This is a genomic window from Streptomyces sp. NPDC054872 (assembly GCF_053610705.1).
Map to the genome: position 1 here is coordinate 1 of NZ_JBSGYY010000030.1, position 19,251 is coordinate 19,251.

The 19,251-nt window shown below is 67.5% G+C and carries 15 protein-coding genes; 5 read left to right on the forward strand and 10 right to left on the reverse strand.

Features of this window, described 5'->3' with window-relative positions; genetic code table 11:
* Window positions 1–29 precede the first annotated feature (29 nt).
* Window positions 30–1,661, reverse strand: coding sequence for a peptide ABC transporter substrate-binding protein (locus ACWGIH_RS30170; RefSeq protein ID WP_453452687.1), 1,632 nt, complete (start codon window positions 1,659–1,661; stop codon window positions 30–32).
* Between the two features lie 178 nt (window positions 1,662–1,839).
* Here ACWGIH_RS30170 and ACWGIH_RS30175 point away from each other — a divergent pair, with 178 nt between their 5' ends.
* Window positions 1,840–2,424, forward strand: a complete 585-nt coding sequence (locus tag ACWGIH_RS30175) for a Uma2 family endonuclease (protein ID WP_453452689.1) — start codon at window positions 1,840–1,842, stop codon at window positions 2,422–2,424.
* 27 nt (window positions 2,425–2,451) lie between these two features.
* On the opposite strand, the gene ACWGIH_RS30180 is transcribed toward ACWGIH_RS30175, so the two are convergent.
* From ACWGIH_RS30180 to ACWGIH_RS30220, 9 genes are all read right to left on the reverse strand, one after another.
* A complete protein-coding gene (locus ACWGIH_RS30180) occupies window positions 2,452–3,108 on the reverse strand; it encodes a hypothetical protein (RefSeq protein WP_453452691.1) in 657 nt (218 codons plus the stop codon).
* Window positions 3,101–3,646 (reverse strand): SigE family RNA polymerase sigma factor, encoded by a 546-nt coding sequence (locus tag ACWGIH_RS30185; RefSeq protein WP_453452693.1) that lies wholly within the window; start codon window positions 3,644–3,646, stop codon window positions 3,101–3,103. The genes ACWGIH_RS30180 and ACWGIH_RS30185 overlap by 8 nt, the downstream gene beginning before the upstream one ends.
* A gap of 139 nt (window positions 3,647–3,785) precedes the next feature.
* Window positions 3,786–4,937 carry an ABC transporter ATP-binding protein gene (locus ACWGIH_RS30190; RefSeq protein ID WP_453452694.1) on the reverse strand — a complete coding sequence of 384 codons (1,152 nt, stop codon included), beginning with the start codon at window positions 4,935–4,937 and terminating at the stop codon, window positions 3,786–3,788.
* Entirely contained in the window at window positions 4,930–5,991 is a 1,062-nt protein-coding gene (locus ACWGIH_RS30195; RefSeq protein ID WP_453452696.1) for an ABC transporter ATP-binding protein, read from the reverse strand. The genes ACWGIH_RS30190 and ACWGIH_RS30195 overlap by 8 nt, the downstream gene beginning before the upstream one ends.
* Before the next feature lie 11 nt (window positions 5,992–6,002).
* Window positions 6,003–6,959, reverse strand: a complete 957-nt coding sequence (locus ACWGIH_RS30200) for an ABC transporter permease (RefSeq protein ID WP_453452698.1) — start codon at window positions 6,957–6,959, stop codon at window positions 6,003–6,005.
* Window positions 6,952–7,881: an ABC transporter permease gene (locus ACWGIH_RS30205; protein ID WP_453452699.1), complete on the reverse strand. Its 930-nt coding sequence runs from the start codon at window positions 7,879–7,881 to the stop codon at window positions 6,952–6,954. Before ACWGIH_RS30205 ends, ACWGIH_RS30200 begins: the two co-directional genes overlap by 8 nt.
* 90 nt (window positions 7,882–7,971) lie before the next feature.
* Entirely contained in the window at window positions 7,972–9,597 is a 1,626-nt protein-coding gene (locus ACWGIH_RS30210) for a peptide ABC transporter substrate-binding protein (RefSeq protein WP_453448309.1), read from the reverse strand.
* A 636-nt stretch (window positions 9,598–10,233) separates the two neighbouring features.
* Entirely contained in the window at window positions 10,234–12,108 is a 1,875-nt protein-coding gene (gene typA, locus ACWGIH_RS30215) for a translational GTPase TypA (protein WP_365820180.1), read from the reverse strand.
* 379 nt (window positions 12,109–12,487) lie between these two features.
* A complete protein-coding gene (locus tag ACWGIH_RS30220; protein WP_453448310.1) occupies window positions 12,488–14,797 on the reverse strand; it encodes an ABC transporter family substrate-binding protein in 2,310 nt (769 codons plus the stop codon).
* A gap of 364 nt (window positions 14,798–15,161) precedes the next feature.
* Here ACWGIH_RS30220 and ACWGIH_RS30225 point away from each other — a divergent pair, with 364 nt between their 5' ends.
* The 4 genes from ACWGIH_RS30225 to ACWGIH_RS30240 all read left to right on the forward strand — a co-directional run bounded on the left by ACWGIH_RS30225 (window position 15,162) and on the right by ACWGIH_RS30240 (window position 19,175).
* A complete protein-coding gene (locus ACWGIH_RS30225) occupies window positions 15,162–15,476 on the forward strand; it encodes a hypothetical protein (protein ID WP_453448311.1) in 315 nt (104 codons plus the stop codon).
* 131 nt (window positions 15,477–15,607) lie between these two features.
* Window positions 15,608–16,441 carry a hypothetical protein gene (locus tag ACWGIH_RS30230; protein WP_453448312.1) on the forward strand — a complete coding sequence of 278 codons (834 nt, stop codon included), beginning with the start codon at window positions 15,608–15,610 and terminating at the stop codon, window positions 16,439–16,441.
* A complete protein-coding gene (locus ACWGIH_RS30235) occupies window positions 16,441–18,378 on the forward strand; it encodes a fumarate reductase/succinate dehydrogenase flavoprotein subunit (RefSeq protein WP_453448313.1) in 1,938 nt (645 codons plus the stop codon). The genes ACWGIH_RS30230 and ACWGIH_RS30235 overlap by 1 nt, the downstream gene beginning before the upstream one ends.
* A complete protein-coding gene (locus tag ACWGIH_RS30240; RefSeq protein ID WP_453448314.1) occupies window positions 18,375–19,175 on the forward strand; it encodes a succinate dehydrogenase/fumarate reductase iron-sulfur subunit in 801 nt (266 codons plus the stop codon). The genes ACWGIH_RS30235 and ACWGIH_RS30240 overlap by 4 nt, the downstream gene beginning before the upstream one ends.
* Window positions 19,176–19,251 lie beyond the last annotated feature (76 nt).

Below are 19,251 nucleotides of genomic sequence, written 5' to 3' on the forward strand. Positions count from 1 at the left end.
GTGCCGCGCCGGATGACCGCTCCCTGGCCTCAGCTGACCTTGATCTCGTTGTAGACCGGAACGCTGAACTGATTCAGCTCCACGTCGGAGACCCGGTCCGAATAGCCGGCGCTGCCGTTCTGGTACCAGAGCGGAATGACCGCCATCTGCTCGGCGAGCACCTTTTCGGCGTCCTGGAACGTGGAGACGGCCTTCGCGGTGTCGGTCTCGGCGTTGGCCTTGTCGACGAGCTCGTCGAATTTCTTGTCGGACCACTTGCCGTCGTTCGACGGGGCGTCCGTGTAGTACAGCGGCTGCAGGAAGTTCTGGATCAGCGGATAGTCCATCTGCCAGCCCGCGCGCCAGGCGCCGTCCAGCTTCTGCTGGGAGGCCTTGCTGCGGAAGTCGGCGAAGGTGCCGACCGGGCTCGCGACACAGGACTTGTCGTTCCCGAGTGCCTTGTTGATGGAGTTGCAGACGGCGTCGACCCATTCCTTGTGCGAGCCGGTGTCCGCGTTGTACGTGATCTTCAGCGTGCCGCCGGGGATGCCGCCGCCGTCCGCGATCAGCTTCTTCGCCTTGTCCGCGTCGTACTTGCAGGGGTCGCCGCAGAGCCCGGACTTGTAGCCGCCGGCCTCGCCGAGCACCGGTGACGTCCAGTCGGTGGCCGGGGTGCGGGTCTTCTGGAAGATGGTCTCGGTGATCTGCTCGCGGTTGATCGCCATGGAGAGTCCCTGGCGGACCTTCTCCATTCCGGCCTTCGACCACTTGCTGTCGTAGAAGGGGAAGGCGAGCGTCTGGATGATGCCGGCGGGGGTGTTGATGTAGCGGTCACCCAGATCGTTCTTGGCGTTCTTGAGCTGCGAGGCAGGCACGTCGTCGACGAGGTCGAGATTGCCCGCCATCAGGTCCGTGTAGGCGGTGTTGTTGTCGGTGTAGACCTTGAGATCCACACCGCCGTTCTTCGCCTTGTCCGTACCGCTGTACCCGTCCCATTTCCGCAGGGACATCTTGGACCCCTTGGCGTACGAGTCCACGGTGTACGGGCCGTTGCCGACCGGCTTGGCGAGCCATGCGTCGTGGTCGTCGTAGAACGCCTTGGGCAGCGGCGCGAATGCCGGGTAGCCGAGGGTCTTGGGCCAGGTGGAGAACTTCTGCGTGAGCTTGACCGTGAAGGTGGTGTCGTCGACGACCTTGAGCCCGGAGAGCTTGTCGGCCTTGGCGTCCCCCTTCTCCGGGTGGACGTCCTCGTAGCCCTCGATGTAGCCGAAGAAGTAGGCGTTCTTCTGGTTGTTCTTCAGATGCGCGCCGTAATTCCAGGCGTCGACGAAGGACTTCGCGGTGACGGCCTCACCATTGCTGAACTTCCACCCGTCCTTGATCTTCACCGTGAAGTTCTGCGAGTCCTTGGTGTCGATCTTCTCGGCGACCATGTTCTTCGCCTCGCCGCTCTTCGGGTCGTACCGCATGAGACCCCGGAAGAGCATGTCGAGGACCTTGCCGCCCTGCACCTCGTTGGTGTTGGCGGGCTCCAGCGGGTTCTGCGGATCACCCCAGGAGGACCCCACGATCCCGGAGCCGTCGCCGCCACCGCCGCTGTCCCCGCCTCCACCGCAGGCGGTCGCCGCGAGTGCGACGGTCACCGCGCATGCGGCCCACTTGGCGTGCGTGGCTCCACGCATGGAGAGCCTCCCTTTCAGGCCTAAGTCTGACTTAGGCCCAAATACACCCCAATGAGTAGCTCTCCGCATCTCCACAGCGGCTTTCCAGGGCTAGTAGGACCGGCAAAACCCTCGGATGCCGCTGCACGGAGAGAGCGAGGGGCGGGGAAGCGGGATGCGCTCTCGCTACCCTCGCACCATGGACTACGCGAAGATGCGCGCGATCGCCGAGGAACTCGGCGCCTATGCCGAGCGCCTTGAGGGAACCTGGAATGTCGAGATCGGCCCCTCCGGCCCGATACTCGCCATGATGTGCCCCTCGAAGCGCCACGAGGGCACCGTCTATCGCATCTGCCAGCAGCTGAACAAGCAGCTCCTTGCCACCCATCCCGGACACATCTGCGCGAACGGCCCAGCGATCGAGCACCCTTCGATCGGCCGCATGCGCCGCCCCGACGCCCTCGTGATCCCCGAGGCCGCGCTGGACGAGGAGGGCATCGCCGTCGACGCCACGCAGGTGCTGGCCGTCATCGAGATCGTCTCCCCGTCCAACTCGAACAACGACTACGGCGAGAAGCTGACCGAGTACCCCGCCATGGGCATCGATCACTACATGATCGTCGACCCACGGACCGGCACGATCGAAGTGCATTCCGAGCCCTGCGCCGGCCGGTACGGGAACAAGGAGCCGTACATCTTCGGCGACAAGGTGCCGTTCGGACCCTGGACGGTGGAGACCGCCGCGTTCCGGCGCTACGGAAAGCCGGGGGACGCCGACGGCTGAGTAGCCCCGCTCGCCCCGTCAGCCCCGTCAATCCCGCCCCTCCACCTCGACCTCCACCACGGACACCCAGCCGCGCCACCGCTCGACGCTGACGCGGAGCCGCGAGGAGGACTCCGTGGTGCCTGACCAGTACGGGTCCGGCCCGTCAGCGTGCTCCCGCAGACCGCATGCGGTCAGTGCGTCGCGCAGGAGCGACACCTCGTCCGCCGCGACGGACGCGCTGTCGTACTCGGTGACCCGCTGCCTGGCGTTGGCGCCCTTGGCGCTGTAGTACTCCGTGCCGTACTGGACCTGGCTCGGCGCCTTCCGCCCGGCGCCCGATCCCGGGCAGCTGTTGTCGCCGCCCACCTTCGGCAGGGGCAGGTCCACCATCACCTCCTCCTCCATGCTCTTCCACTGCCACTTGTCGGCCTGCGGCATCAGCTCGGGCGACAGGAGCCGCACGACCCCGCCCACCATGAAGGGGTTCACCGTCGGCGTGGCCGCGGGCCGCACCTCCCTGCCGTCACCGCCGATCCCCCCGGAGGCCACGCCCCACGTCAGCGCTCCCGCCACCAGCGCCGCGACAGCCACTCCCCCGGCGACCCGCCGCCGCGCGGTCCGCCTCCCGCCCCGCGCGCGCAGCTCGGCCCCGCTCGCCATCCGCACCGTCACGTCGTCCAGCAGTTCTTCGACCTCAGCCATGGTGGGCCGCCCCTTCCGCGGTGAATGCAGTCGTGTCGCTCAAGCGCTCCCCCAGCGCCTTGCGGGCCCGGCTCAGCCGGGTGCGGACCGCCCCGTTGGACGCGCCCGTCTCCCGGGCCACCTGTTCCACGGGGAGGTCGAGCAGGTGATGCAGGACCACCACCTGCCGCTGCTGCGGCGCCAGTTCCCGCAGCGCCTCAACCAGCGCCACCCGGTCGGCGGAGAGCCCGGGCACGTCCGCCGGGACCCCGTGCCGCAACTGCGCCCGCAGCCGGTTCCGCGTCCTGCGCCACGTACTGATCGCGAGCCTGGACGCCACCGTCCTGACCCACGGCAGCGGATCCCCTTCCCGCGTCAGCCGCTCCCACCGCTGCCAGGCCCGCACATACGCCTCCTGCACCGCGTCCTCCGCCTCCGCCAGATCACCGGTCATCGCGTAGACCGTGGCGACCAGCCTCTTGGCGGTGGCGGCGTAGAACGCGTCGAACTCCGCGGCGCGACCCGCGTCTCCCGAAGCATCTTCCGGCCGTCTCGTCATCGTCCCCCGTCCGTCCCTAGGTTCCGCTGCTGACTTGAACACGCTCGGCGGCGCCCGGACGTTACGCACGAAAATGGGGGCGCCCGGAACCGATTGGTTCCGGGCGCCCCCATGACGTACGGCCGAGCCGAGGCAGAGACTACGCCGCGTGCACGACGTTCTTCTCCTCCGCGAAGTGACACGCCGACTCATGCGCCGCCGGAGTGTCCTGGCCCGCGAACCGCTGCGGGATCGCGAGCAGCGGGGTCTCCTCCGCGCACTTCTCCTCGGCCTTCCAGCAGCGGGTGCGGAAGCGGCAGCCCGAGGGCGGGTTCGCGGGGGACGGCACGTCACCGGTGAGGATGATGCGCTCGCGGCCCTCACGAGCCTCCGGGTCCGGCACCGGGACAGCGGACAGGAGCGCCTGCGTGTACGGGTGCGTCGGGTGCTCGTAGATCTGCTCGTCGGAGCCGATCTCCGCCATCTTGCCGAGGTACATCACGCCCACGCGGTCCGAGATGTGCCGGACGATCGACAGGTCGTGCGCGATGAAGAGGTAGGACAGGTTGAACTCGTCCTGCAGCTTCTCCATCAGGTTGATGACCTGGGCCTGGACGGAGACGTCCAGGGCCGAGACCGGCTCGTCGCAGATGATGATCTCGGGGTTCAGGGCCAGACCGCGCGCGATGCCGATGCGCTGGCGCTGACCGCCCGAGAACTGGTGCGGGTAGCGGTTGATGTACTCCGGGTTGAGGCCCACCACGTCCAGGAGGTCCTGGACCTTCTGGCGGCGCGAGCCCTTGGGAGCCACCTCGGGGTGGATCTCGAAGGGCTCCCCGATGATGTCGCCGACCGTCATACGTGGGTTGAGCGACGTGTACGGGTCCTGGAACACCATCTGGATGTTGCGGCGGACCGCCTTCAGCGCGCGCCCGGACAGCTTGGTGATGTCCTGGCCCTTGTAGAAGACCTCGCCGGCCGTGGCGCGCTCCAGGGTCATCAGGAGCTTGGCGACCGTGGACTTGCCACAGCCGGACTCGCCCACGATGCCCAGCGTCTCGCCCTGGTACAGGTCGAACGAGATGCCGTCGACCGCCTTGACCGCGCCGATCTGCTTCTTGATCAGGATTCCCTGCGTGAGCGGGAAGTGCTTGACCAGGTTGCGGACCTGGAGGATCGGCTCGCCGCGCTCCACCGGTGCCTCGATGGCCGCGACGGCCTCCTCGGCGGTGGCCGCGTCGACCGTTTCCACCTCGGAGACGTTCGGGGTCGCGTCCTTCGGCTCATCCGTCTTCTTGAGCGGCTCAGCCATGGATCGTCTCCTTCCAGAAGTGGCACGCGCTGCCGCGACCCGGCAGCTCCGCGCCGTCCCGCTCCGTCACCCGCGCCAGCGGCGGGACGTCCGTACGACAGATGTCCTCGGCCTTGGGGCAGCGCGGGTTGAAGGCACAACCGGACGGGATGTGGAGCAGGTTGGGCGGCAGGCCCTTGATCGCGTAGAGCTCCTGGCCCTTCTGGTCGAGCCGGGGGATCGAATCGAGCAGACCGCGCGTGTAGGGGTGCGCGGGGCGCTTGTAGAGCTCGTGGACCGGGGCCGTCTCGACGATCCGGCCCGCGTACATCACCGCGATCTTGTCCGCGACGTCGGCGACCACGCCGAGGTCGTGGGTGATGAGGATCAGGCCCATGTTGTACTCGCGCTGCAACTCCGCGAGCAGGTCCATGACCTGCGCCTGGACCGTCACGTCGAGAGCCGTGGTGGGCTCGTCGGCGATGATGAGGTCCGGCTCCAGGGCGAGCGCCATCGCGATCATGATGCGCTGACGCATACCGCCGGAGAACTGGTGCGGGTAGTCGTTCACCCGCTCCTTGGCGGCCGGGATCTTGACCTTGTCCATCAGCTCGATGGCCTTGGCCTTGGCCGCCTTGCGGCTGAGCCCGTCGTGCACCCGGAACATCTCGCCGAGCTGGTAGCCCACCGAGAGCACGGGGTTGAGCGACGACAGGGCGTCCTGGAAGATCATCGCGATCTTGCGGCCGCGGACCTTCCGGCGCTCCTCGTTGGACATCTTGAGCATGTCCTGGCCGCGGAAGAGGATCTCGCCCTGCGGGATCTTCCCCGGCGGCATGTCGAGGATGCCCATGATGGCCTGGGCCGTCACGGACTTGCCGGAACCGGACTCACCGAGGACGGCGAGCGTCTCGCCCGCGTCCACGCTGTAGTTGACGCCGTTGACTGCCTTGACCACACCTTCGCGGGTGTGGAACTCGACGTGCAGGTCCCGGACGTCCAGGAGCCTGCCGCTCTTTTCCTCGCCCGAGCGGGGGGCGGGAACCGAGTCTTCCTTGATGTCGATGCTGGTCATTTACGCCTCCCTCAGCGCAGCTTCGGGTCGAGGGCTTCGCGTACGGCGTCGCCGAGCATGATGAACGCCAGCACAGTCATGCTGAGCATCCCGGCGGGGAAGATCAGCGTGTGCGGGTTGTTCCGGATGTCGCTGAGGGCGTCGGAGATGTCGCCGCCCCAGGAGAGCGCGTCGTCACCGAAGCCGAGGCCCAGGTAGGACAGCGTCGACTCGGCGACGATGTACGTTCCCAGCGCGATGGTCGCGATCACGATGACCGGGGCGATGGCGTTCGGCAGGATGTGCCGGAAGAGGATCCGCTTGGTGTCGGCTCCGAGGGCGCGTGCCGCCACCACATAGTCCGAGTGCTTCGTGGTGATCACCGCACCACGCATGACGCGGGCGATCTGGGTCCAGCCGAGGAAGGCCAGAGCGCCCGTGATCACCCAGACGTTGCGCTCGGTGAAGGCGTTCAGCACGACCATGGCGCCGAGCAGGAACGGGATGCCGAAGAACACGTCGATGAGCCGGGACAGCAGGCTGTCCCAGAAGCCGCCGAAGTAACCCGCGAGCATGCCGATCAGGCCGCCGAAGAAGGTCACCAGGATGGTCACGCCGAGGCCGACCATGATCGAGTTGCGCGCGCCGTAGACCACTCGCGCGTAGACGCTGCGTCCCTGGCGGTCGTAGCCGAACCAGTCCGGCTGGAAGACGTGACCGAGGTTGGGCTTCTGCAGGAAGTGGTTCGTCAGGTCGCCTGAACTCGGACTCGCGCTGGTGAACATGCCGGGGAAGGCCGCCACGAGCAGCAGCACCAGGATGAGCGCCGACGAGATGAGGAACAGCGGCCTGCGGCGCAGGTCGCGCCACGCGTCGTCCCAGAGGCTGCGCGGCTTGCCGGGCGCCTCGCCCGCGTCGGCGACGGCGGCCACGTCCGCGGCGATGACGGCCTGTTCGTCCGCGGCGGCGGTTTTGGTGATGTCAGGCATAACGGATCCTCGGGTCCAGGACCGCGTAAAGCAGGTCGACGAGCAGGCTGGCGAGGAGGTAAACGATCACCAGGACGGTGACAACTCCGACGATGACTGCTCCCTCGCGCTGGAACAACGCTCGGTAGAGCAGATTTCCGACGCCGGTCACGTTGAAGATGCCCTCGGTGATGACCGCGCCACCCATCAGGGTGCCGATGTCCGTGCCGAGGTAGGTGACCACCGGGATCAGGGAGTTGCGCAGCAGGTGCCGGGTGATGATCCGCTTGCGCGGCAGCCCCTTGGCGACAGCCGTACGGATGTAGTCCGCCTGCCGGTTCTCGGCGATGGAGGTGCGGCTCAGCCGCGCCACGTACGCGAGACCGACGAGGCCGAGCACGAGGGCCGGCAGGATCAGCTCGCCGAAGTTCTCCGAGTCCTGGACCGTCGGGGTCACCCAGCCGAGCTGGTTGCCGAAGATCAGCTGCAGGAACAGGCCGAACACGAAGATCGGCACGGAGATCACGAGGAGCGTGAAGAGCGTCACCGAGTTGTCGAGGATGCGTCCTCGCTTCACACCGGCCAGCACGCCCAGGCTGATGCCGACGACGAGCTCGAACGTCCAGGCCATGGCGGCGAGCCGCATGGAGACCGGGAAGGCCTGCGTGATCTCGTCGAGGATCGGCCGGTTACCGGCGATGGTGTTGCCGAAATCGCCCTGCAGCAAACCGCCCATGTAGTGGAAATACTGCTGCCACAGCGGCAGATCGAGCCCGCGGTCGTGCTTGATCTGCGCCACCTGTGCAGGGTCTGGCGGCTTGTCTCCCCAGAGTGCCGCGACCGGGTCACCGGGCAGCACGTTGACCATCAGGAAGATCAGCAGGGTTGTCCCGATGAAGACCGGGATCATCTGGAGCAGTCGCCTCGCGACGTAACGCCCCATGGTGGTGCCTCCGTCCATTGCGGAGCCGTCCGTGAAGCGACGCCCGGGATCGCCGGGCGTCGCTTCACGGATACGGGACTCCGGCGACTGCTACTTCTCGAAGACCTCGACCTCGGTGAGGATCGGGTCACCGGCCTGGTCGAACTCGATCTTCTTCACGTTGTTCGAGTACGCGGAGAGCGTCTTGTTGTACCAGAGCGGGATGCCCGGGAAGGTGTTGACCAGCTGCTTCTCGGCCTGCTGGTACAGCTTCGCGGACTCTTCGATCGTCTTGGCCGAGTCGGCCTTCTTGGTCAGCGCGTCGAACTTCTTGTCCGAGAAGCCGCCCTTGTTGCCGTCGACGTTCGTGCCGTAGAGGTCGGCGAGGAAGTTGCCGTTGAACGGGTAGTCGAGCACCCAGCCGGAGCGGTACATCGACTTGACCTTCTTCTGGTCACGGATCTCCGTGTCCGCCGCGAAGTCGGTCACCGGGTCGCCGACGCACTTGACGCCGGTCGCGTTGGTGATCGAGTTGCAGACCGCGACGACCCAGTCCTTGTGCGGCTGGTCGGCGTTGTACTGGATCTGGATCTTGTTGCCGGGAACGCCGCCGCCGTCCTTGATGGACTGCTTGGCCTTCTTGGCGTCGAACTTGCAGAACTCGCCACAGGCGTCGTTCTGGTAGCCCTTGACGCCCTTGGCGACCCAGCCGGTGGCCGACTCACGGGTGCCGTTGAACACGGTCTTCGCGATGGTGTCGCGGTCGATCGCCATCGACAGGCCCTGGAGGACCTTGACGTCGACGTCCTTCCACTGCTTCGTGTAGAAGGCGAAGTTGACCGTGTTGATCGCCGAGAAGTCCTGCTCGATGGCGCGGTCGCCGAAGTCCTGCTTGAAGTTGGCGATCTCGCTGTTCGGCACGATCGGCATGGAGTCGACGTTGTCCGACTTCAGGTCGGCGTACGCGGCCGTGTCCTTGTTGTACGCCTTGAAGTTCACGCCGCCGTTCTTGGGCTTGTTGGAGCCCTTGTACTGCGGCCAGGCGGTGACCTGGATCGACTTCTTGTGGTCCCAGCTCTTGAACTTGTACGGGCCGTTGCCGACCGGCGCCTCGCCGTACTTCTTCGGGTCCTTCAGCGCTGCCGAGGGCAGGGGGTAGAAGGGCGCGTAGACGAGCTTGTAGGCGTAGTACGGGATGCCGCTGTTCAGCGTGATGGTGAAGGTGTTGTCGTCGACGACCTTCAGGCCCTCCATCGCCTTCGACTTGGCCTTGCCCTTCTCGGGGTGGACCTTGTCGTAGCCGACGATGTCGCGGTACCAGGCACTGTTCTGCTGACCGTTGGCCGGGTCAGCGGCCCAGTTCCAGGCGTCCACGTACGACTTGGCGGTGACGGCCTCACCGTTGTGGAACTTCCAGCCCGACTTCAGCTTGACGGTCCACACCTTCGAGTCCTTGTCGGGGGTGACCGACTCGGCGTTCTCGTAGGTGATGTTGCCCTGCTTGTCGTAGTGGACCAGGCCCGTGAAGAGCGAGTCGATGACGACGCTGCCGTACGCCTCCATGGTGTTGGAAGGCTGCAGGGCGTTCTGCGGCTCGCCGTTGGCGTAGCTGACGATCCCCTTGGGGTCGACCTTGCCACTGTTGCCGCTGTCGCTGTCGCCGCCACCACAGGCCGTTGCCGTCAGCGCCACGACACCCGCTATCGCGACCCACTTGGCGCTCTTGGCACCACGCATGGGGTTCCTCCTCATGAGTCCACTGGTTCACTACAAGAGGGGGTACAGGAATCCGCGCCGACACCCCTGACGGCGCGTTGATCGAAGTACCCCAGTGTGCTCGTGAGTCGGCGCTCCCCACAGCGCGTGACCCATTGACCCGAGCTATACGCGGTCAACTATTAGCCATGAGGTACCGCCCGACCACACTCTTTTGGTCTCGGTTCAATCACACCTGGTGCGTACAACTTCCAAAATCCGGACAAACCGATCCGAGATAGATGGTTGCGAAACGGACGTGTTACACATCTAACGGTCAACGCCGTCCGCATTCCGGACAGATGGTCCAGGAAAACCGGTTGCGGCGGACCGCGCCGGAGCCGACTCGTGGCGTCTTCGGGGGCGGCTCTGTGGACGCGCGTAGATGCGCGGAGAGTCGCGACGGCGGGAAACCCGCCACCCCCGGGGCCCGGGCCAGCGTAGTGCCCCTGAGGGCCCCGCAAGGGGGTGAACCCCGCAGATGCACGAAGGCCGGCCCCCGCCTCTTCCCGGAGGAAGGGCGGAAACCGGCCTCAGATGCCGAATTCGCCGGTCGTCGGCGGCAGTTGCGCCGCCGACGAGCCCGGCCGAAAGATTTGGCCGGGCTTTGCCAGGTCGTTAGCCGTGCTTGGCGCGCGAGGCGGTGCGGCCGCGCTGCTTCTGGTCCAGGACGACCTTGCGGATACGCACGGTCTCCGGGGTCACCTCGATGCACTCGTCGTCGCGGCAGAACTCCAGGGACTGCTCGAGCGAGAGCTTGCGCGCGGGCACGACGTTCTCCGTCGTGTCCGCGGAAGCCGCACGCATGTTGGTGAGCTTCTTCTCCTTGGTGATGTTCACGTCCATGTCGTCGGCGCGCGAGTTCTCGCCGACGATCATGCCCTCGTACACCTCGGTGCCGGCCTCGGTGAAGATGACACCGCGCTCCTGGAGGTTGACCATCGCGAACGGCGTGACCGAACCCGAGCGGTCCGCGACGAGCGAGCCGTTGTGACGGGTGCGCAGGTCGCCGAACCACGGCTCGTGACCCTCGAAGATCGAGTGCGCGATGCCGGTGCCGCGGGTCTGGGTCAGGAACTCCGTACGGAAGCCGATGAGGCCACGCGACGGAACGATCCACTCCATGCGGATCCAGCCGGAGCCGTGGTTGGTCATCGTCTCCATGCGGCCCTTGCGGGTCGCCATCAGCTGCGTGATGGCGCCGAGGTGCTCCTCGGGCGAGTCGATCGTCATGCGCTCGATCGGCTCGTACGTCTTGCCGTCGATCTGCTTGGTGACGACCTCGGGCTTGCCGACGGTCAGCTCGAAGCCCTCGCGGCGCATCTGCTCGACCAGGATGGCGAGCGCGAGCTCACCACGGCCCTGGACCTCCCAGGCGTCGGGACGCTCGGTGTCCAGGACACGGAGCGAGACGTTACCGATGAGCTCCTTGTCCAGGCGGTCCTTCACCTGGCGGGCGGTGACCTTGTGGCCCTTGCCGCCCTTGCCGACGAGCGGCGAGGTGTTGGTGCCGATGGTCATGGAGATCGCCGGCTCGTCGACCGTGATGAGCGGCAGCGCGATCGGGTTCTCGGGGTCGGCGAGGGTCTCGCCGATCATGATGTCCGCGATACCGGCGATGGCACAGATGTCACCGGGGCCGGCCTTCTCGGCGGGCTTGCGGGTGAGCGCCTCGGTCATCATCAGCTCGGTGATGCGGACGTTGGACTGCGAGCCGTCACGCTTGATCCAGGTAACGGTCTGGCCCTTGCGCAGCTCGCCCTGCTCGACGCGGCACAGCGCGATACGGCCGAGGAAGTTGTCGGCGTCCAGGTTCGTGACGTGGGCCTGGAGGGGCGCGTCCTCGTCGTACTTCGGGGCCGGGACGGTCTCCAGGATCGTGGAGAAGAACGGCTCCAGGTTCTCGCTGTCGGCCGGGACGGTGCCGTCCTCCGGCTTGGTCAGCGAGGCGACGCCGTCACGGGCGCAGGCGTAGACGATCGGGAACTCGATCTGGTCCTCGTCCGCGTCCAGGTCCAGGAAGAGGTCGTACGTCTCGTCGACGACCTCGGCGATGCGGGAGTCCGGGCGGTCCGTCTTGTTGATGCAGAGGATCACCGGCATCTTCGCGGCGAGGGCCTTGCGCAGGACGAAGCGGGTCTGGGGCAGCGGACCCTCGGAGGCGTCCACGAGGAGGACGACCGCGTCCACCATCGACAGGCCGCGCTCGACCTCACCACCGAAGTCGGCGTGGCCGGGGGTGTCGATGATGTTGATGGTGATGACGTCGCCGCCATCCTTGGGGTGGTACTTGACGGCCGTGTTCTTGGCCAGGATCGTGATGCCCTTCTCACGCTCCAGGTCGTTCGAGTCCATCATGCGGTCGTCGAGGGACTCTGCCGCATGCGCGGCGAAGGAGCCGGCCTGCTTGAGCATGGCGTCGACCAGGGTGGTCTTGCCATGGTCGACGTGGGCGACGATGGCAACATTACGAATGTCATGGCGCGTGGGCATACGAGCTGCGCTTCTCCCGGGAAGAGTGGATGGCCGCGCGTACGGTCCGGCACGCGTGCCCTGCCGGGCAGAACACGCCACGGCCTCACCCCAGTCTACGTCCCTTACGCGGAGGAGACCTCCGCGGGGGCCTGGCGGGGGGCCTGACCTGGGGTTTAGCACTCATACGCGGCTGGCGGGGCGCCGGGACGGCGCTCCCTGCTCATGCAAGTGTGGGGGGTCTGGCCGTCGACTGCCTCGGAGGGATGTGTACGTGAGGGGAAATGTTCAGGTCAATGGGTGGTGACGACCTTGCCCGCCGAGCGTGTCGGCGGGCAAGGGAGTTGAGGGGAATCTGAGCCTGACCTGCGGCGGAGCTACTTTGCGGCGGGCAGCGGAGCTACTTTGCCGCGGGCTTGGCGCCCTGCTTCAGAAAGCCCATGTCCTCGTAGTTCGGCACCTGGAATCCGAACGCCCCCGCGTTCGCGAGATTCGTCCGGGCCGCCATCAGCTGCGGGCGCTGATAGAGGGGAATGGAACCGGCCTCGGCCCAGATGCGGGCGTCCGCCTTCTTGACCAGCGCACGGCTCTCGTCCTCGTCCAGCTCCCCCATCGCCTGATCGAACAACTGGTCGATGTGATCCGTACCGACCCGCGTGTAGTTCTGCTCGACGTTCAGCGATCCGTCCGCGGCCGGCACCGGCTTGGCGAAGATCGGGCGCGCGTCCGTGGCCGGGAAGGCCGTCGCGGGCCAGGAGTAGAGGGCGAGGTCGTACTGCCCGGAAGCGATGTGGTCCTTGAAGTAGCTCTCGTCGGCGACCTTCGCCGTCTCCGTACGGATCCCGATCTTCTCCAGCATCCGCGAGATCCGGTCGGCCACGGTCCGCAGCGACTCCGAGCCGTCACCGGACGGCAGGACGAAACGGAGGGTGAGGGGCTTGCCGTCCTTGGCCATGGGGCCGCCCGCCGCGGCGGTGGCGGCCGGCGCCGCGGTCCCCTTGGGGGCGTACGCGCCGGGCGCACCGCCCTTCGCGGCCTGCTTGTCGGCACGTTTCTCCGCGTGCTGCTTGGCGTGCCCGCCCGGGTCCTTCTTCTTTTCCTTGTCCGCCTCACCGGGAGCGGTGAGGGATGCCGCCTGGCGGGTCAGCGCGGCCCGCTGGTAGGCCGCCGCCGGAGCGGGCGCGAGCACCGAGGTGCCGCTGTCGCCCGGCTTCTGGTCGTCCTCGCCGACGACGTACGTGCCGTCGTCACCCGACTCGGAATCGGAGTCCGCGTCGGAGCCGGAATCCGAGTCCGAGGCCGAGTCGGACTTGGCCTTCTTGGTGTCTGCCTCACCCCCGGCCGTCTTCCCCTTCGGCTCCTTCAGCGGGCCGCCCGGCGTCCACCCCGCGTCGGCGAGCAGCGCCCGCGCCTCCGCGGTGTCCTGGTCACCGAGGGCCCCGCTGTTGTCCGCGTACGCGTGCTGGCCGGCGAGGGCCAGGTGGCTGCCGACCGGCTCGGCGGGCAGGCCGAGCGGCGAGAGGACCGCCTTGGCGAGCTCCTTGCGGTCGAGGGCCCTGGCCACCGCGCGCCGCACCCGGTCGTCGGCGAGGGGGCCCTCGGTGCCGTTGAGGGCGAGCTGGGTGTAGGCCGGTTCGAGGGACTTGCGGACGGTGTAGCCGCGCAGGCCCGACTGTTCGGTGGCGTACTTCTTGATCGCCTTGTCGGTCCGCTTGCGGGCGTGCTGCTCGGTGTCGGCCGCCTCCTCGTCGGAGCCGTGGGCGACCGCCCAGGACCGCAGCGCCTTGGCGGGGGTCAGGTGTGCCTCGGGGCCATGGCCGAGCGGACCCTGGACACCTTTGTCACGGGCCGCGTTCGTGATGCGCCGGGCCTCGGGGGCGTCGATCTCGGCGAGGTCGACCTTGCCCTCGGCGAGCGCGGCGGCCCGCTTCTCGCGCGGCACCTCGCGCAGGACCAGCTGGTTGAGCTTCGCCGGCCTGCCCCACCAGCGCGGGTTGCGCACCAGCGTGACCTCGTCGGCCTTGCTGTCGAAGTCCTGCACCGCGAACGGACCCGCGCTCACCTTGAGCTTGCGCCGCGCACCGTCGTTGAAGGTGTCAGGAGTGCCCATGACCTCCTTCGGGTACAGCGGCGAGAAGAGTGAACGCCAGTCCGCGTACGGCTTGTCGAAGGTGACACGCACCTCCAGGTTGTCCGCGCCGCGCTCGATCTTCTCGATGCGGTCGTAGCCCGCGTTGCGCGCCGTCCAGTACGCGCTGTCCTTCCCGGACAGGGCGCGCTGCTGCGCGGCGAAGTCATCGGCGCCGATCTCCCGGCCGTCGCTCCAGACCGCCTGCTGGTTGAGCTTGTAGAGCACCACCTGCTTGGGCTCGCGCTCGACGACCTCGGCCGACTCCAGGAAATCGGTGTTCCGCTCCGCCCTGCCCTGCGCGTCGAGACGGAACATCGACGGCAGGACGGCTCCCGCGATCCGTGACGTGCCCGCGTCCGCGTCCGACTGGAAGGAGTTGAGGGTCTCCGGCATCGACTCGACGGCCCAGTTCATGGTCCCGCCGTCGGCGACGAGATCCCGGGACGCGGGCGCGATGTCCTGGCCGGCGGTCGGGGTGCCCGCCTCGTCCTGGGAGCTGCAGGCGGCGAGGGCGGGCAGGGCTAGCACGCCCGTGGCGAGGAACACGGCAGATCTCAGTCTGGCGCGGTCTGGGGACATGACGGGTACCTCCGGGGCTCGCCCGGCCGCCCGCTACCAGGACCGGGCCGGGTTTGATCACGTTTGGCGGTATATGGAGCTGATCACATCTATCGATCCACTGAAGGGGACGGGACCCGGCACACGGGAGCGACACGGCGTGGGGCCCTCAGATCCCACTCGTGCGGCCCAACCACGCGTGACCCAGCGTGACGAAGCCTCGGCCCGCGCCCGGAGGCACGGTCGCGGCGGCGGCGTACACCCGGCGCATTTCAGCGCGTACGAGACGGGAATCCCTGCAGATCCCTTCACAAGCCGGGATGTGACGCGCGACACTCGCAGGCGCATGAACGTTGCCGCCGCACCCCTGAAGTGAGGGCAAGTCATGGCTCTGCAGGATGATCTGACGGCTGTTCAGCGATGCGTCGACGATCTGGTCCGCACCGTCGGCAAGCTGGAGCAGCAGGTCGGCGAGGGTTCCCGGGGCGGTCTTGCCGGGATCGACGTGCGCCGCGTCCGCACGGATGCCGACCGTCTGCGCGAGAGCGTCGCGTTCCTGAGCGCCGCGGCCCAGGGTCCCGCCGCCGCCCCGGCGAAGCGGCCCGACCTGGTCACCATCCCCGACGCGCCGTACGACAGCTCGCTGTGGACGGACTCGGACGACGAGGGCCTGGGCGCGAGCGACCGGCGCGCCCCTTGAGCTGCCGCACCCGCCCTGAGCAGCACCGATCCGAGCACCGCCGCGCTGAGGAGCATCGCACCGAGGACCGCCCCACCGAAGAACCGTCGCACTGAGGACCGCCGATCTGAGGACAAAGGAGTGGAGCCTCGTTGGCCACTGGCACGGAACCCCATCTGAAAAGCGGTCAGGATCCCGGCGGCGTACGAGCGGCCACGCGCGCCGCGATCAGTGCTGCCCATCTGCGGACCGACCGCTGGTGGCTCGCGCCCGCGGCGACCGCCGCCGGTCTCTTCGCCTTCATCGTCTACTCGACGTGGCGGGCCTTCGCGAACGCGGACTACTACGCGGCGCCCTACGTCTCACCGTTCTACTCGCCCTGCCTCGCCGAGAACTGCGAGCCGATGCGGTCAGGCCCCAACTGGGAGATCTTCGGCAGCTGGTGGGGTCTCTCCCCCGCCCTCCTCATCCTGATCTTCCCGCTCGGCTTCCGCCTGACCTGCTACTACTACCGCAAGGCCTACTACCGCGGCTTCTGGGCCTCACCGCCCGCCTGCGCGGTCGCCGAGCCGCACAAGAAGTACTCCGGAGAGACCCGTTTCCCTCTCATCCTGCAGAACATCCACCGCTACTTCTTCTACGCGGCGGTTCCGGTGGCGGGCATCCTCACGTACGACACCGTGCTCTCGTTCCGCGATGAGCACTACGAGTGGGGTCACATGGGCCTCGGGACACTCGTGTTCCTGGTCAACATCGTGCTGATCTGGGCGTACACCCTCTCCTGCCACTCCTGCCGGCACATCGTCGGCGGCAAGCTCAAGCACTTCTCCAAGCATCCCGTCCGCTACCGCATGTGGCAGTGGATCGGAAAGCTGAATGCCCGTCACATGCTTCTTGCCTGGGCCTCTCTGGTGAGTGTGGCGCTCGCCGACTTCTACGTGTATCTGATCGCGTCCGGCGTCTTCGACGATCCGAGGTTGTTCTGATGTCTCAAGTGGAGCGGCAGCAGTGGGATGTTGTCGTGGTGGGAGCCGGAGGGGCGGGCCTGCGCGCCGCGATCGAGGCACGTGAGCAGGGCGCCCGTACCGCTGTGATCTGCAAGTCCCTGTTCGGCAAGGCGCATACGGTGATGGCCGAGGGCGGTATCGCCGCCTCCATGGGCAACGTGAACTCCGGCGACAACTGGCAGGTCCACTTCCGCGACACCCTGCGCGGCGGCAAGTTCCTCAACCAGTGGCGGATGGCCGAGCTGCACGCGCGCGAAGCTCCCGATCGCGTATGGGAGTTGGAGACCTGGGGCGCCCTGTTCGACCGTACGGCGGACGGGCGGATCTCCCAGCGCAACTTCGGCGGGCACGAGTACCCCCGCCTCGCGCACGTGGGCGACCGGACGGGCCTCGAACTGATCCGCACGCTCCAGCAGAAGATCGTCGCCCTCCAGCAGGAGGACGAACGCGAATTCGGCGACCACGAAGCGCGGTTGAAGGTCTTCCAGGAGTGCACCGTCACCCGCGTCCTCAAGGAGGGCGAGCGGGTCAGCGGCACGTTCTGTTACGACCGCGAGTCCGGCCGCTTCTTCGTCCTCGAGGCGCCGAGCGTGGTCCTGGCCACCGGTGGCATCGGCAAGTCCTTCAAGGTGACGTCCAACTCGTGGGAGTACACGGGTGACGGGCACGCGCTCGCCCTGCTCGCCGGAGCGCCGCTCCTGAACATGGAGTTCGTGCAGTTCCACCCGACGGGGATGGTCTGGCCGCCCTCGGTGAAGGGCATCCTGGTCACCGAGTCGGTGCGCGGCGACGGCGGGGTGCTGCGCAACTCCGAGGGCAAGCGGTTCATGTTCGACTACGTACCGGACGTCTTCAAGGAGAAGTACGCCCAGTCGGAGGAGGAGGGCGACCGCTGGTACGAGGACCCCGACCACAACCGCCGCCCCCCTGAGCTGCTGCCCCGCGACGAGGTGGCGCGCGCCATCAACTCCGAGGTGAAGGCGGGCCGCGGCTCACCGCACGGCGGGGTCTACCTGGACGTCTCGACGCGCATGCCCGCCGAGGTCATCCGGCGCCGACTGCCCTCCATGTACCACCAGTTCAAGGAGCTCGCGGACGTCGACATCACCGCCGAGGCGATGGAGGTCGGGCCGACCTGCCACTACGTGATGGGCGGCATCGCGGTCGAGTCGGACACCGCCGCGGCACGACGCGTACCGGGTCTGTTCGCGGCCGGCGAGGTCGCGGGCGGCATGCACGGCTCCAACCGGCTCGGCGGCAACTCCCTCTCCGATCTGCTCGTCTTCGGGCGGCGGGCGGGGCTGCACGCGGCGCGGTACGCCTCCGGGCTCACCGGGACGGGCGCCAGGCCGCTGATCGACGACGTCCACGTGGACACGGCGGCGGCCGAGGCGCTGCGGCCGTTCAGCGCGGAGGGGCCCGAGGCCGGGGCGACGCCCGAGAATCCCTACACCCTTCACCAGGAACTCCAGCAGACGATGAACGACCTGGTCGGCATCATCCGCCGCGAGGCCGAGATGGAGCAGGCCCTGGAGAAGCTGGCGGAGCTGCGGGTGCGGGCACGGCGGGCCGGCGTCGAGGGGCATCGCCAGTTCAACCCCGGCTGGCACCTCGCGCTCGACCTGCGCAACATGCTCCTCGTCAGCGAGTGTGTGGCGCGGGCCGCCCTGGAGCGCACGGAGAGCCGCGGCGGGCACACGCGTGAGGACCATCCGGGCATGAACCGCGCATGGCGTCGCGCCAATCTGCTCTGCCAACTCACCGACCCGTCGGGCGGATTGGCGGCGACGGACCCCGTACGCGGTCAGATCGACCTGGTGCGGGTCACCACCGAGCCCATCCGAGACGACCTGCTTGCTCTCTTCGAGAAGGAAGAGCTGGTCAAGTACCTGGCCGAAGAGGAGCTTTTCGAGTGAGTACCGCTACGCCGAGTCCTTCGAGCACGTCCTACGACGCCCGGTTCCGGGTCTGGCGCGGGGATGTCGGGGGCGGCGACCTGGAGGACTTCAAGGTCGAGGTCAACGAAGGCGAGGTCGTCCTCGACATCATCCACCGCCTACAGGCGACCCAGGCCCCGGACCTGGCGGTGCGCTGGAACTGCAAGGCGGGCAAGTGCGGTTCGTGCTCGGCGGAGATCAACGGCAGGCCGCGCCTCCTGTGCATGACGCGGATGTCGGTGTTCGGCCGTGAGGACGTCATCACGGTGACACCGCTGCGGGCCTTCCCCGTGGTGCGGGACCTGGTGACGGACGTCGGCTTCAACTACAAGAAGGCACGGGAGGTACCGGCCTTCGTGCCGCCGGAGGGTCTCGGTCCGGGCGAGTACCGCATGCAACAGGCGGACGTGGACCGCTCCCAGGAGTTCCGCAAGTGCATCGAGTGCTTCCTGTGCCAGGACACGTGCCATGTGGTGCGTGACCACGAGGAGAACAAGGCGGCCTTCGCCGGGCCGCGCTTCCTGATGCGGGTCGCGGAGCTGGACATGCATCCGCTGGACGCGGCCGCGGAGAGCGGCATCGACCGCAAGCGGGCCGCTCAGGAGGAACACGGGCTCGGGTACTGCAACATCACCAAGTGCTGTACGGAGGTGTGCCCGGAGGGCATCAAGATCACGGACAACGCGTTGATTCCCTTGAAGGAGCGCGCAGTTGACCGGAAGTACGATCCGCTGGTGTGGCTCGGGAACAAGATTCGGCGGCGCGGGGAGAACTGAGGGGCTGTAGGGCTGGAGCTGTGGCGGGTCCGGAGCGGGCCTGGGGGTAATCCCCCAGGCCGAAGAGTCGAGATTT

What these genes read in the sequence shown, in the direction of transcription:
- ACWGIH_RS30190 (WP_453452694.1), bottom strand. Translation starts at nt 4,937, where the DNA reads ATGGCTGAGCCGCTCAAGAAGACGGATGAGCCGAAGGACGCGACCCCG.
- ACWGIH_RS30220 (WP_453448310.1), bottom strand. Translation starts at nt 14,797, where the DNA reads ATGTCCCCAGACCGCGCCAGACTGAGATCTGCCGTGTTCCTCGCCACG.
- ACWGIH_RS30180 (WP_453452691.1), bottom strand. Translation starts at nt 3,108, where the DNA reads ATGGCTGAGGTCGAAGAACTGCTGGACGACGTGACGGTGCGGATGGCG.
- ACWGIH_RS30185 (WP_453452693.1), bottom strand. Translation starts at nt 3,646, where the DNA reads ATGACGAGACGGCCGGAAGATGCTTCGGGAGACGCGGGTCGCGCCGCG.
- ACWGIH_RS30205 (WP_453452699.1), bottom strand. Translation starts at nt 7,881, where the DNA reads ATGGGGCGTTACGTCGCGAGGCGACTGCTCCAGATGATCCCGGTCTTC.
- ACWGIH_RS30225 (WP_453448311.1), top strand. Translation starts at nt 15,162, where the DNA reads ATGGCTCTGCAGGATGATCTGACGGCTGTTCAGCGATGCGTCGACGAT.
- ACWGIH_RS30210 (WP_453448309.1), bottom strand. Translation starts at nt 9,597, where the DNA reads ATGCGTGGTGCCAAGAGCGCCAAGTGGGTCGCGATAGCGGGTGTCGTG.
- ACWGIH_RS30175 (WP_453452689.1), top strand. Translation starts at nt 1,840, where the DNA reads ATGGACTACGCGAAGATGCGCGCGATCGCCGAGGAACTCGGCGCCTAT.
- ACWGIH_RS30170 (WP_453452687.1), bottom strand. Translation starts at nt 1,661, where the DNA reads ATGCGTGGAGCCACGCACGCCAAGTGGGCCGCATGCGCGGTGACCGTC.
- ACWGIH_RS30195 (WP_453452696.1), bottom strand. Translation starts at nt 5,991, where the DNA reads ATGACCAGCATCGACATCAAGGAAGACTCGGTTCCCGCCCCCCGCTCG.
- ACWGIH_RS30200 (WP_453452698.1), bottom strand. Translation starts at nt 6,959, where the DNA reads ATGCCTGACATCACCAAAACCGCCGCCGCGGACGAACAGGCCGTCATC.
- typA (WP_365820180.1), bottom strand. Translation starts at nt 12,108, where the DNA reads ATGCCCACGCGCCATGACATTCGTAATGTTGCCATCGTCGCCCACGTC.
- ACWGIH_RS30235 (WP_453448313.1), top strand. Translation starts at nt 16,441, where the DNA reads ATGTCTCAAGTGGAGCGGCAGCAGTGGGATGTTGTCGTGGTGGGAGCC.